Raw genomic sequence first — 12,784 nt, forward strand, 5'->3', positions numbered from 1 at the left:
GATGTGGATAAAAAGTTTCTGCAGCGGCAATGCCTTTGTTTTCATGGGGGTAAACTGGACAATCAAGCCTGCAACGCCTTAACGGGCTGTGAAAAAGGCAGCTGCGGATATTGAAATGCCCAACGCAATCCCAAGGTCACGTGTTTCAGCGACCAAAAGAAAAGCGTCAATCGCTCTATTTCCCACTTGGGAGATCGCAAGTCCTACGGGTAAAAAAAGCTGAGTGCATAAAATAGGCAAGGCTTGCTTTGATCATTTGATCGCCTTTTCAGTTCAGTCATCTCAAACTGTTTTGTCTTTAACCGCGCAGAACTGGTTCGTGAACAAAGCAATAGACGTTATGTTGCCGTTGCCAGTTTTGCATAATCAAACTGAAAAAGGCGATTGTTGGAGGGCAAATATCAATGTTTACCATTGGCCTGTTGATGAAAAAAATCTGGCGCCTTCTTAATTTCGACGTCAAATAGGGTTTGATAGTCCTCAAGATTTGATAGCATCAGCTGGCTAACGTTGCGGCCCGCAGATGTTAGCTGATTATAAAAATCCACTAAGCCTTCTTTTTGAGCAGCGACTAAGGCTTCCCTTGTTCCAGTGAGGTTATGCGTCATTTGGCAATGCAATATAACGTTTTCAAACAGCGTGAGGTCGCTCATTTTTTTCATACGCTCTTCCCTTTCCACCATAAAAGATCTGCCAAATTATGGCGTCTGAATAAAATTGGAAAAAAAGCTGACCGTGACTTCCGCGCGCGTATTTTGTCGCGACCCATTCATAGTACGGCTGCGTATGAGATATGGATCACTTTTGGCATCAGCTTGCGCTGATCTGATTAATCTCGCCCAATCAAACCTCCTGTTATCCGCGCAGGATTAAGGGATCAGCTAAGCTTGAGGTTGAGGCCAGAATAGTCGTTGAACAGGTGGGCATGAGGGGCTGATTGTTCAGCCCGCTCATTCATTAAAAAAGGCCCCAGATGGCTTGGCGCTGGGTAAGAGCGGTTGCTCCAAATAAAATAGTTACAACAGTTTCAAACATGCCCCAGAGTTCTTTGCGAAACTTTGATCCAAAGTGCGTGGTAGCTTCCTCTGCATCCAAATCATCCCCATTCGCTTTAAGGTCGTCCATGAAATCAAAAGAATTGATCATCACAAAGACGAATGTTCGCAGTATCATCGTGGATATCGCCAGTGATTGAAAATCCGCGCCCTGTGAAATGATAAAAAGCGTTGCCAAACTAGTTCATATTGCAATCGCAAATCCCCAATATAAGTCGCGTGCTCTTTGGTTTCCAAGCCTCTGACGCAGATCACGATTTGCCGGGGAGCTTACACTATCCGGCCTTTTTCTCTTCCTAATTAATCAAGTTCGACAGCAAGCGGACCAGTCATTCCCCCGGTCACGGACATGCCAACTGCAGAACCGGCTGCGGCTCTAATTTCATCAATATTTGCTTCCAACATTTTTGGGTCTCTCCATAGTGTCATGGTTCTTATTGTATTTTCTCCAGTAACTGTGGCGCGCATGTTCACTGCGCCATACTTTTTCATCTCGGGCCAGAAACCCTTGGCGGCTTCAACTGCATTGTCAACGTTCCCGTCAAATTCCCAATCCGTAAAAGATACAAACATTTTTCTCTCCATTTTTTGCAACGTTACATCATCGTTCATTCAATTGTCGATTTGTCAAAGATTACGTTGCGAAAGCTAGAATCTAAATGACGCCCGATCACAGAATATTCGCTTTCATAGACTTTTTGCTTAATCCCAGACGGCACTTAGATTGGGCTGCCGCTCACGCTGATGGGTTTCCAGCGCAGTTTATTCCCGATAGGTTTGAGAAGTCGCACGGCACATGCGGAAAAGGGATGGGCAAAGTGATCATGCGGGAAACTGAAAGCGACATGAATTAAACAGCAGCTCAAAGATCGCTGGTCTGATGGGTATGACCATGGCTCTTGGGTCAATGATCGCAGAAGATATGATCGTGCCAAAAAGCCTGTGGCACGATCCTGAATGTAAGATTGCAGGTTAATTTATTAATTCAATTCTACAACTTTCGGGTAATTAATAAAGCCGTCATTTGTAATCGGTGTAAACGTTCCGGTTTCGACTATCGCGCCTGCTTCTTTTCTCAGTCTAGTCAGTTCCTCATCGGCACCAAAGCGCTTCAAATGTTCTTCTGATTCAAAATGTATGACGGTATGCAGCATAGTGTCATCGTCTTTTTGTGTTCCTGCAAAAACAAATGTCATGCCATGTTCTTGCATCTTGTCTTCAACACAGTGCACCATATCTTTCCATGCTTGGAAACCTTTAGATAACCTTATTGTCGTCACCACTAGCACAACGCTCTCCTCGTTTTGTGTTATTAAACTTCGCGTTTAGCCAACCACAGCGCGGGTTTTTTTGACAGTTAAAAATCTGACGCAAGGTTTCTCGCATGTCCCCCCCCTTAATGTCCCTGACTGGCTGGTGACGTGCTGAACAGGATAGAGAGAGGCGTTTTATCGCGAGCCAAGCCTTGACGTGAATGTTTAAACCGCAATGGGCGCTTTGGTTATCTGGTCTGGGGTAGAGGTTTTAAGCGGCGCTGTTACGCGCTGGCATTGTAAGCTTATCTGGAAGAAAAAATTATGCGCCAAGAGTTGTTAGATTGCAGTGACAAACAGCCATCTTTTATAAGATAGACCTGTTGAGAACAGTCGAGAATTTTCGCCTTCCCTGTGCCTATTAAAAATATATTTTTCGCTTACACTCCGCTTTGCACGCATCTTCAAGCTGCGCTGTGTCGTTTTTTCATTGGGATAAAATACGGTGGTCATCGCTGGCGTTGAGCTTGGTCTAGTCGTGAAAAGTAAAACTTATTCTGAAAACTGTTTTCTTGCAATTTTGGTATTCTTTTACCCGGGTGCCGGCGACCGTTTTTTATCAAGCTCGATAATATTTATTAAAAGCCTGGTATCTTGTGCCCTTTGAATTATTCTCTATCGTGATCTACGAAAGCCGCTTTAGATGACAGGTGTGAGCTCAGTCACAAATCTTCTTTTTACTATCCTAAACTTGAAACAGTCACTGCATACCACCCACATGAAATTTTGCGATTGGTTGCCGTATTATGGCATGTTTGGTCTTGCTCGAATAAAGATATGCTTGGGTTGGTATTAAAATTTCTCAATCAATGATTGACAGGATGAGCCTACCATTGCTTTTTTGTCGGTGAAGTACAGCCATTTTGCGATCGCCAAATAAACCCATTTTTTAGCTTGTGGGACCATAGAACCGCTTCGCAGCTGCCTTTTGTGGCAACTGTATGAAAATGCTCAATGAAAATTTCTTCATTTTGATAAATATAAGGTGGATGTAGCTGTTCGGCTTCGGTCATGAAATTTAAAATCCGATCAATATCATAATTTGTAATGTTGATTTTCAGGTCATTTATATGCAGATGAAATTCCTATTCTGTATGCAAATAAGACATGTGAGTTTCGGCATCTTTCTCCAACCAAGCCCTTAAAAGCTATTGCAGACAATTCTCATCGTTCAAAATCTCAAAAAATAATTTTCGAATTATAATGTATCAAGGTTTGAAAAGTTCCACACGTCTTTATAACTTTCCGTTTTTGAAGTTGCCAAATCGATATAACACTAAAGGTGAATGAACCGCTCAATAGATCAAGTGATCAAAGGGCTCTAATTATAAGCGAGTCCTCCGTTCATCCGTAGGAAACACATTAGAGCGAGTATAAAAATATCTGATGAAAACAGATGAACCGCTAGCACCATTTTTCCGGCAGTCGAATTTGCAGTAGACCTATGGGCTTTATACCCTTTCATCTGATTTAAGGCGCCGCTCTAGCCAGCGCACGCCTGCGGAAACAACCAAGATGAGCACCAAATATTCCAACACCAAAATGGTGTAAATCTCCAAAGGCCGATATTCTGTCACAACAAGCTCATTGGCTTTTCGGGTCAGTTCTTGCATGCCAATCACAGAAACCAGTGAAGACATTTTTAGCATATAGACCAGTTGATTGCCCAATGCTGGAAGAATACGACGAATGGCTTGCGGTAAGATCACAAATCGCATCGTATCTTTGTAGTTTAATGAAATGGAATGTGACGCTTCATATTGGCCTCTATCGATAGATTGTATTCCCGCGCGAAAAATCTCTGCCTGAAAGGCACTATCGGACAATGCCAGCGCAATGACTCCAGCCCAGAAAACGTTTATTTCCAGACCTGTCATTGGAGGCAGGCCATAATATACCCATAAAATGAGAACCAGAATAGGAACCGATCTGACAATCTCGACATAGAGGCGGTTAAAATTCCTAAGCCACGGATTTTTCGAAAGACCGGGCAGGGCGATCAATAATCCAACGGCAATCGAAATGAGGATCGAGGTGAAGGACAGCAACAACGTGAAATAATATCCCGACATAAGGAATTTTAAGTTTATCCAACCGGATTTGCTGTAGGGGTTAACCACATACCATCCCCAATTGTCAGAGCAACCCGACAGAAACAGCATTAAAAATAATAAAATTGCCAGCTTTTTCATCTCATTACTCTAGTGATGCAGAATTTGTTGAAGAAAGGCCTTACACCGATCGGTATCTGGAGAGTCAAAAAATTTGGCTGGAGGCGCAGTTTCAACGATCCGACCTTGATCCATAAAAATCATTGTATCGGCCACCCGCCGGGCAAACCCCATTTCATGGGTGACGCAAATCATTGTCATTCCGGTATCGGCCAGTTCAATCATCACCTCAAGCACTTCGCTGATCATTTCTGGGTCCAAAGCCGATGTTGGCTCGTCAAATAATAGAATTTTTGGCTCCATACATAAAGACCGGGCAATCGCCACCCTTTGTTGTTGCCCGCCCGACAATTGGCCCGGATATTTATGCGCTTGTTCTGGAATTTTAACCCGTTCTAAATACCCCATTGCCCGGCTATCCGCCTCTTGACGGGTCACTTTTTTGGCACGAACCGGCCCAAGCGTGATATTTTCCAAAACAGTCAAATGGGGAAAAAGATTGAATTGTTGAAAAACCATGCCAACGCGCGATCTGATCTGTTCAAGAGATTTGGTTTTATGGTTTAATATGATGCCATCAACCGTAATTGATCCCGCATCATGGACCTCTAATCCGTTGATACATCTTATTAATGTAGACTTTCCAGATCCAGAAGGGCCACAGACAACAACGCGCTCTCCTTGCTTTACGCTTAGCGAAACATCCTTTAAGGCGGCGAATTTACCAAAATTTTTTGAGATATCTTTAATCTCAATATCATTATCTCGTGGGCTTTTAGGCATGAAATCTCCAAATATTCGCCCTAACAAACACCTCAAAACCGATAAAGGCAATGATACGATGCCTAAATCTCCAAATCTTGTTGCTTTTTCTACCGCTTTGCGTTCCTTTTGTTGAGGAAATTACAAATTATGGAGATAATCATGAAGTTAGCTAAGGTAATTGCAGCAGCAATGGTAATGGCGGTGTCATCCGTTCAAGTCCACGCGGGCGCTTTACAGGATATTTTAAGCAGCGGCACGTTGAAAGTTGGCACCACGGGGGATTGGAACCCGATGACGATGAAGGATTCGGCGACCAATTCGTATACCGGGTTTGATATCGATGTGATGACCCAGCTTGCGGCTGACCTTGGCGTTGAACTAGAGCTGGTTCCGACAGAATGGAAAACGCTGGTCGCTGGCATTACGGCGGGCAAGTATCATATGACGGGATCTGCCTCGGTCTCGCCGGCGCGCGCAAAAGCAACAGGCTATTCTGACAGCTATTTTTCGTTGGCCACAGTGCCGCTGACGTTGAAGTCAAATGCTGATAAATATAAAGATTGGGAGGATCTCAACAATGCGGATGTGCGCGTTGCAGCAACGCTGGGTACAACGCAGGAAAAACAGGTCAAACAGTATTTCCCCGATGCGAAGCATGTGATCGTAGAAGCTCCCGCGCAGCCGTTCCAACAGGTGCTGAGTGGCCGCGCCGATGCACATATTACGTCAAACGTAGAGGCGAATAAATTGGTAGCGATTCATTCTGATTTGATGATTGTACCGGTTTCAGCGCCAAAATCACCCACACCAATCGCGATGTTATTGCCACAGGCAGATCAAGTTTGGATCAACTATGTGAACACTTGGATCAAGCTCAAGCAAGAGCGCGGCTTCTTTAAAGAATTAGATGAAAAATGGAAGCTTAATTAAAACCCTCAAAAGGTGCCTTCGGGCACCTTTTTACTTTTAGGCCCACGAGGCTGCACAGTCTCCAAATAGTGGAATGTGTTTTTTAAATGAGACTTACCCATTCAACCTGGCAGGAAATTGACGCGTATTTGACAATATCGGATGGTATTCTCATTCCAACCGGCTCGATCGAACAGCATGGTCCCATAGGTTTGATTGGCACTGATATGCTTTGCGCGGATGATATTGCCGTCGCGGCTGGCCAAGCGGCAAACTTTCTGGTTGCGCCGCCGCTGGGATACGCGCCGGCTGAGTTCAATATGGGCTTCGCAGGGACGATTTCAATTTCCCAAGATACCTATCGAAATTTATGTGGCGAGATCTTTCACGCGCTAGAGCGTCATGGTTTTCGGCATATTTATATTTTAAATGGCCACGGCGCTAATTTGGAGCCTTAAGCCGAGGCTGCAGATGCAGTTTCAAAGGCAAAATTGCGGATCAAAAGCTGGTGGGATTTTGAGGGCGTTAAGTTGCTACGTCAAGCGTTCTACGGAGATTGGGAGGGTATGCATGCCACCCCATCCGAAATCGCTATTACGCAAGTTGCGCATCGCAGCGTGGATGCTGCTTTGGCCAGTGAGCCACCTGAAAAACTAACTCAAGACTTTGTTCGAACCCATGCAGGTGACAAACATGGGTCCGCAGATGAACATCGGGCGCAATTTCCGGACGGTCGCGTCGGATCGCATTCGGCTTTGGCCACGCGGGCGCAGGGTGCGCAGCTTAAAGCCGCGGCCGTGTCTGCTCTTATAAAAGATTACGAAAAATTCGTGGGGTCTTAAAGTTGATCAAGCCATTGAAGCCGAAAGTTTAATTTTTATGATTGCGTCACGTTGGTCAAATTCTGATAAATTTGAAACATGCGAGCAAGGGAGAATATATTATGGATTGGCAAAAGTTTCTGGATGAAACCATTCAAAGTACGGGCGTGTATCACAAAGAAGCGTCCGAACTTTTTGCAGCTTTTGCGGCCATGGGCAAGGCGGCAAAGAAGAGTGATGCTTTAGACGAAAAAACAAAAGAGTTGATTGCTCTTGGTATTGCGATTTCAACCCGTTGCGATCCTTGTATCGCTTATCATGTGAAAGCGCTTGTGCGGCTGAAAACCTCTCGAAAAGAATTTTGTGAAGCGCTTCAAATGATCGCTTACATGGGAGGAGGGCCTGCTATCTCTTACAGCGCCAAAGCCCTTGAGGCATATGATCAGTTTTCTCAATAGTTGGAGATGCACGCCCAAGTGGTTTTAGGGGGCTGCAATGCATAATTCATATCGCAGCCTGATCGTGGTCTTGCCAAAATCTGCGTATTTGTCGTTATATGTCTACCTTAATCTCTGGCGTATGCGAGCGCCATCAGCGGTGAAGTGAACAGGAATGAGTGAGTTGATCAAAAACGTTGAGCAGGCTGCGAAAAACATTTTGTTCAATTGCGCAAAAGGCCAGGCGGGTGACACGCTGCTGATTGTGCATGAAGCTTGTGATGAGGGGTATTATGATCCAAAGCTTCATGGGCTCGTCGCCGAAGCGGCCAAGACGCTTGGTTTTGAGGTCACGTTGTTCGAAATCGCTTTTGCGCCAGATATCAAAGATCCTAGCCCCGAATTAGCGGCAAAACTGGCCGCTGCAGATCACAGTTTGTTTCTGGCAAGATTGGGCGACCAGCTCCGATTTCAGAAGAATAAGATACCCGCGCGTTCGATCATCAGCTACGCGATTGATAGTGATATGTTTTTATCCAGCTTTGCTCGGGCAGACTATGCGGGGTTTGCCGAGTTAAAAGGGCTTATAGAGGCAGCGTTTGTGGCCGCAAAGCGCATTCAAGTCACCTGTCCTGCGGGTACCGATTTTTCGGGATCGCTGCAAAACGGTGAATTTGAACATTCAGATATTTACTTAAAACGCTTCCCGCTTTCGATTTTCAATCCTGTTCCGATATTTGCATTCAGCGGGTGCATTGCTCAAAATGGATTTTTGACCGGAACCGGATCGCAATATTATAAGCCTTATGCCTGCGAATTGCGCGATACGCTTTTGATTGATTTTAAAGGCGCGGACATCACCGGTTTTAGAGGCAGTCAACGCGATATTTCATCAGCCCAAACCCATTATGAAATGGTTGCCAAAAAATATAATATCGATCCTTATTTTGTTCATTCTTGGCATGCAGGGATCCATCCGGCCTGTCGCTTTGATCATCCGGCATCAGAAAATTTTGAGCGTTGGAGCGGCGCTGCATTCGGCAATCCTCGTTTGCTGCATTTTCATTCCTGCGGAAAAATTCCGCCTGGCGAAATATCGATAAATGTTGTTGACCCAAGCATCAGACTGGATGATGCCTTGATTTGGGAAAAAGGTGTGTTGCATCCTGAGCGGTTGCGTGGAGGTGATATGCTTTTGGCACGTTTTCCCGATTTGGCGCGGGCGTTTCAAAACCCTGCCAAAGAAATCGGGCTGGGGCCTGCAGAGCGGCTGTCATTTTCGTAAACAACCTTACTGTTAAACATGAAACGGATTTAAAGCTCAATCTTTGATGCGCTGGGGTTTGAAACCTTTCAAAAATCTCTTGCTCATGGTGTCACAGGCCTTTCTGAGGCGTAAATTTGAGTTAAAATTATGCGGCTTTTATGGTTTTCACAAACGGTGCCATAACTCGGTATGGGGCGGCTTACGAAGCGCGTTTGGCGCTGTTGTGCCGGTCGCCGCAAACCGGGGATGTAACCGGTCTATTTGCAATGGACTAACCGCAGCGCGCATATTACGCTTTGCCTGATACGAGGCGCCGGCGCTGGCCGAAAAAAGCGTTGTGTGGATTGAGCAGAAAGATCAAAGGGGCTAACATATGTTTTTGCAGAATTGCTGGTACGTTGCCGGCTGGAGTAAAGACTATAAACAAGAACTGCGCGCGCAGACTTTGTTGTCAGAAAATGTTGTTTTTTACCGCCGCGCAGATGGCAGCCCTGTGGCCTTAGAAGATGCCTGTCCGCATCGCAAATTGCCGCTGTCGCATGGCCAGCTAAGCGAAGATAGGGTGATTTGTGGGTATCATGGGCTGACTTTTGATTGCAGCGGATCCTGCGTTGAAGCGCCCACCCAGCGCGCCAATATTCCACGTCGCGCCGTGGTGAAATCTTACCCGGTTGTTGATCGATATCGCTTGCTTTGGATTTGGATGGGCGATCCAAACAAAGCTAATCCAGATGATATTTTTGAAATCAAAAATTTTGACAATCCAGATTGGGGCTATACCGAGGGCGGCGTGTTGCCGATTGCCTGCAATTATTTATGGGTTGTGGATAATCTACTCGATCCCAGCCACGTGGCTTGGGTGCATGTCACGTCTTTTGGGGGTAGCGGCACCGATGATCAACCGCTTGACCTTGAGAAAACAGAAGATGGTATAATTGTCTCGCGATGGATTTATGATCAGCCACCATCGCCCTATTATAAAGATCTTCTGCGTTTTGAGGGAAATTGTGATCGCAAACAACATTATGAAATGTCTATTCCCGGAATAGCTTTAAATATGTCAATCTACACGCCGCCAGGTACGGGGGGGCCGCAATCGAAACCGGTCGATAACACTTATGTCAATATTTCTTATAATTTCATGACCCCGGTTGATGAAAAAAACACGCAATATATCTGGTTTCAACACCGCAACACGGATCCGCAAAATGCCGAGATTTCCGAGAAAATGAATGCCGGTGCGCGCATGGCCTTTCTGGAGGATAAGGTTATTCTCGAAGAGGTTCAAAAAGGCATGGATAATATGGTGACGCCCCATATCGATTTGGGGCTGGATGCGGGGGCCAAGCTTTTCCGGCTTAAGCTGCAGCGAATGATTGACCAAGAACAAAAACACATTGAAAAAAGGCTTAACGGGCCAAAAGACCGCGCTGTATAGATTGCCCTATTTTCTGCAAATAAGCGCCTCGTCAGCGCAGCGTTAAAAGGAGAGACACATGTCTGCTTGGATAAGGATGATTTCGGATGAAGAGGCGGATGCGTCTTTGAAAAAAGCGCTGGATTTTGCACGTACCCCGCATGGTACGGTGGATAACGTTATGCGGGTGCATTCTCTGCGCCCCAGTACGATGAACGGACATGTGACGCTGTATCGGGCCTGCCTGCATGATGATCAAAACACCATTCCCATGTGGTTTCAGGAGGTAATAAGCTCTTATGTTTCGACTTTAAACAATTGCCCCTATTCTTATGCCAACCATTGGGCGAATGCGCGCCATTTAATGGCGGATGATGCAAAAGCCACAAAGGTAGAGGCCGCCTTGCGTGCCCATTCGCCGCGCGATGTCTTTGAAGGCGCTGAACTTGCTTTGTTGAATTATGCTGAAAAGTTAACTTTATCGCCAGGCAATATCACCAAAGAAGATGTTGATTCTCTGAAGTCTGCAGGCGTAGAAGACGGTGAAATTCTTGAGGCAAATCAAATTATTGGCTACTTTAATTATGTCAATAGGCTGTTAAATGGGCTGGGCGTGACCACCGCAGGGGATGTTGTCGGGTATTACCAATCAGACTGAATGGTTGCGAAATGAAGAGAAGCCCCCTTTTGTAGCTCAGAGGGAACAGGGGTGATATGGCGGTAAAATGTAAAGCTGGCGTTACGGTTGCCGGCGTGATCGAACCCTTAAAAGCCTTTGCAATGGCGACGGCAGAGTTCAAAACAACAGCTTTACGGGCGAATGGGGCGCAGTGTTTGGGCCGTGCACAGTCATTTATACCTCTTTGTCAACCGCAAAAGCTGCGCGTATAGTGATGAGAGGCGGGTCTAGCGAAACAATTGGAACGCCTGCATGCAGATCGGCCAAGCTGGTGCACGTGCGAAACCACTGAGATGAAAGGGAATTTACCACGTTTTTGCGTTGAGAAATACAGGACTATTTTGACCGTTTGGCTTTTGATAAGCTGCTATTATGCACCTATGCTGAAACATGGGCTGAAAGACCTTGCCGATTGTTAGTTCCCAGACATTTATGTTCTAGCATGCTCGCAATAAACGTTTTTCCATCGTTTTGAGGTTTTGTTAATGCAGGGCCTATCTTAAAGAACAACGGTTTCTCACAACCATGGCGCGGATTTGTGAATTTAAGCCTGAATATTTTTAAAAAAACTCAAAGCTATGCAGCGCTATGTTTAACCTTTTTGGGCCAAATGTCCTTAAGGGTCCAGATCTATCAATTGCTTTGGATGCCACGCATCGCAGACCACCTTGGCGGCACCTGGAGATTTTTGGCAGACACGGTATTCGCCCGTTACATCGTTGGTTTCTGTCCAACTGCGGGCCCCTTGTTGATGATAGCCGATAAAGCCAACGATACTGAGGCAAATCATAAGAACGACACCTGTTTTGCTTATGCTCATGGATGATCCTCCAGCGTATCTCGCGCACCCTAGTTAGGCTTGGCTGAGAGGTCAATTGCCCCGAAAATGCGCTGAAGCCCTTCGGGTGTGCTGGGGACGCCGCGGTCTTTGCTGGGGGGAATAGGATTTGCGCTCAACAAATCAGAGGGCTTATCGGCAGATTTTCAACATTTTTGCAATCGCGGTTATTTCTGGCCAAGTGCGTTAATAAGGGTGTTTTTGGCCAATCTGCGGAGATTATTTGCTGCTTTCGGACTGGCGCTTGTGAGAAGCCTAAGATCAAGATGGTAGGTTGCATCGGGCTTTGTGTTGACAAGTGAGTTCCCCCAAAAACGTTCAGCTTCTCTACAAAATACCTCGGCATGGGTCTGGGCATATATCCAACCATTGGTGTTTGTTGGTTTCGGCTGGGAAAGCGATATTCTGATATCTCTGATAGATAAGCCTACTGCTTGTATCTGTGGCCAAAAGCGCAGCGGCCGCATGACAGATTGCCAATGTAAACAGCTTGCGATCATGCGCCCAATCAAGCAGTTCTCTCAAATCCGGATTATCTGGTAATCTGAGCATGTCACCCTACCCGCCGGGAATAAATTTGGCAATTTAAGAAGCATCTTGGATCATGGCATTGTTTAAAAATTCGGCAAGGCTTTTGGGGTTTTTGAATGCCGTCTCAGACGCATGGAAGAAACCTGCGACACGCGGGTCTTTATCAGGCATTGCCCAGATTTCGATCGCGATGGGGGCGCCAGTGGGGGTTATCAAATCGATTTCAAATCCCGCGCTTAAAAAATGAAGCATTGGCAACGCCATTTCAACCGGGTGATTGCCCGTTGAAAACTTTTTATGATTGGGCATGGCCATATAGCGCTCTTCTGTACGGACCGTAAAGCTACGCGCCTTGGTATGTTTTACTGGAGGGGTGCACTCATCTCCTCTAAAATCAGTTTGTGTCGATTTTGCCTGCTTTTAAGTTAAAAGGAATGACAAAAAAGCGCCATCTTCGGTTGGGATGGGCGAAAGGTAAGGACTTTTTAAAATATAATAGTTTTTCCAAAACAAAAAACGCGGTGGTTACAAGTTGACGGGGTAAGAGCAGGAGCTGATGCTGTACCCAGCGCCTCCTCCTT

At 45.8% G+C, this 12,784-nt stretch carries 17 protein-coding genes; 8 read left to right on the plus strand and 9 right to left on the minus strand.

The genetic code is table 11. The annotated features are described in order from the left end of the window. Positions 1–401: 401 nt before the first annotated feature. The 6 genes from GN241_07350 to GN241_07375 all read right to left on the minus strand — a co-directional run bounded on the left by GN241_07350 (position 402) and on the right by GN241_07375 (position 5,322). Positions 402–662 carry a hypothetical protein gene (locus tag GN241_07350; GenBank protein XAT57198.1) on the minus strand — a complete coding sequence of 87 codons (261 nt, stop codon included), beginning with the start codon at positions 660–662 and terminating at the stop codon, positions 402–404. Positions 663–957: 295 nt separating this feature from the next. After that, positions 958–1,173, minus strand: a complete 216-nt coding sequence (locus GN241_07355; GenBank protein XAT57199.1) for a hypothetical protein — start codon at positions 1,171–1,173, stop codon at positions 958–960. A gap of 182 nt (positions 1,174–1,355) precedes the next feature. Then, complete coding sequence (locus GN241_07360; GenBank protein XAT57200.1) at positions 1,356–1,667, minus strand: hypothetical protein; 312 nt, start codon at positions 1,665–1,667, stop codon at positions 1,356–1,358. A 368-nt stretch (positions 1,668–2,035) separates the two neighbouring features. Beyond that, positions 2,036–2,344, minus strand: coding sequence for a hypothetical protein (locus tag GN241_07365; protein ID XAT57201.1), 309 nt, complete (start codon positions 2,342–2,344; stop codon positions 2,036–2,038). 1,475 nt (positions 2,345–3,819) lie between these two features. Beyond that, positions 3,820–4,560 (minus strand): ABC transporter permease subunit, encoded by a 741-nt coding sequence (locus GN241_07370; protein ID XAT57202.1) that lies wholly within the window; start codon positions 4,558–4,560, stop codon positions 3,820–3,822. Between the two features lie 9 nt (positions 4,561–4,569). Then, positions 4,570–5,322, minus strand: a complete 753-nt coding sequence (locus GN241_07375) for an ATP-binding cassette domain-containing protein (protein XAT57203.1) — start codon at positions 5,320–5,322, stop codon at positions 4,570–4,572. A gap of 141 nt (positions 5,323–5,463) precedes the next feature. Between GN241_07375 and GN241_07380 the strand changes: the two genes are divergently transcribed. The 8 genes from GN241_07380 to GN241_07415 all read left to right on the plus strand — a co-directional run bounded on the left by GN241_07380 (position 5,464) and on the right by GN241_07415 (position 11,046). After that, positions 5,464–6,234, plus strand: a complete 771-nt coding sequence (locus GN241_07380) for a transporter substrate-binding domain-containing protein (protein ID XAT57204.1) — start codon at positions 5,464–5,466, stop codon at positions 6,232–6,234. An 86-nt stretch (positions 6,235–6,320) separates the two neighbouring features. Continuing rightward, positions 6,321–6,671 carry a hypothetical protein gene (locus tag GN241_07385; GenBank protein XAT57205.1) on the plus strand — a complete coding sequence of 117 codons (351 nt, stop codon included), beginning with the start codon at positions 6,321–6,323 and terminating at the stop codon, positions 6,669–6,671. A gap of 72 nt (positions 6,672–6,743) precedes the next feature. Next, positions 6,744–7,055: a hypothetical protein gene (locus GN241_07390; GenBank protein XAT57206.1), complete on the plus strand. Its 312-nt coding sequence runs from the start codon at positions 6,744–6,746 to the stop codon at positions 7,053–7,055. Between the two features lie 101 nt (positions 7,056–7,156). Continuing rightward, entirely contained in the window at positions 7,157–7,492 is a 336-nt protein-coding gene (locus GN241_07395) for a carboxymuconolactone decarboxylase family protein (protein XAT57207.1), read from the plus strand. Positions 7,493–7,646: 154 nt separating this feature from the next. Beyond that, on the plus strand, positions 7,647–8,756 hold the full coding sequence (locus GN241_07400; protein ID XAT57208.1) for a hypothetical protein: 1,110 nt from the start codon (positions 7,647–7,649) through the stop codon (positions 8,754–8,756). Between the two features lie 355 nt (positions 8,757–9,111). Continuing rightward, entirely contained in the window at positions 9,112–10,176 is a 1,065-nt protein-coding gene (locus GN241_07405; protein XAT57209.1) for a Rieske 2Fe-2S domain-containing protein, read from the plus strand. Between the two features lie 58 nt (positions 10,177–10,234). Continuing rightward, complete coding sequence (locus GN241_07410; protein XAT57210.1) at positions 10,235–10,813, plus strand: peroxidase-related enzyme; 579 nt, start codon at positions 10,235–10,237, stop codon at positions 10,811–10,813. 56 nt (positions 10,814–10,869) lie between these two features. Then, positions 10,870–11,046: a hypothetical protein gene (locus GN241_07415; GenBank protein XAT57211.1), complete on the plus strand. Its 177-nt coding sequence runs from the start codon at positions 10,870–10,872 to the stop codon at positions 11,044–11,046. A gap of 404 nt (positions 11,047–11,450) precedes the next feature. On the opposite strand, the gene GN241_07420 is transcribed toward GN241_07415, so the two are convergent. From GN241_07420 to GN241_07430, 3 genes are all read right to left on the minus strand, one after another. After that, positions 11,451–11,654, minus strand: coding sequence for a hypothetical protein (locus GN241_07420; protein ID XAT57212.1), 204 nt, complete (start codon positions 11,652–11,654; stop codon positions 11,451–11,453). Between the two features lie 345 nt (positions 11,655–11,999). Then, positions 12,000–12,224: a hypothetical protein gene (locus tag GN241_07425; GenBank protein XAT57213.1), complete on the minus strand. Its 225-nt coding sequence runs from the start codon at positions 12,222–12,224 to the stop codon at positions 12,000–12,002. Between the two features lie 33 nt (positions 12,225–12,257). Beyond that, positions 12,258–12,518 carry a hypothetical protein gene (locus GN241_07430; GenBank protein ID XAT57214.1) on the minus strand — a complete coding sequence of 87 codons (261 nt, stop codon included), beginning with the start codon at positions 12,516–12,518 and terminating at the stop codon, positions 12,258–12,260. Positions 12,519–12,784: the final 266 nt, after the last annotated feature.

The organism is Rhodobacteraceae bacterium IMCC1335 (genome assembly GCA_039640495.1).
GTDB lineage: Bacteria > Pseudomonadota > Alphaproteobacteria > Rhodobacterales > Rhodobacteraceae > Thalassovivens.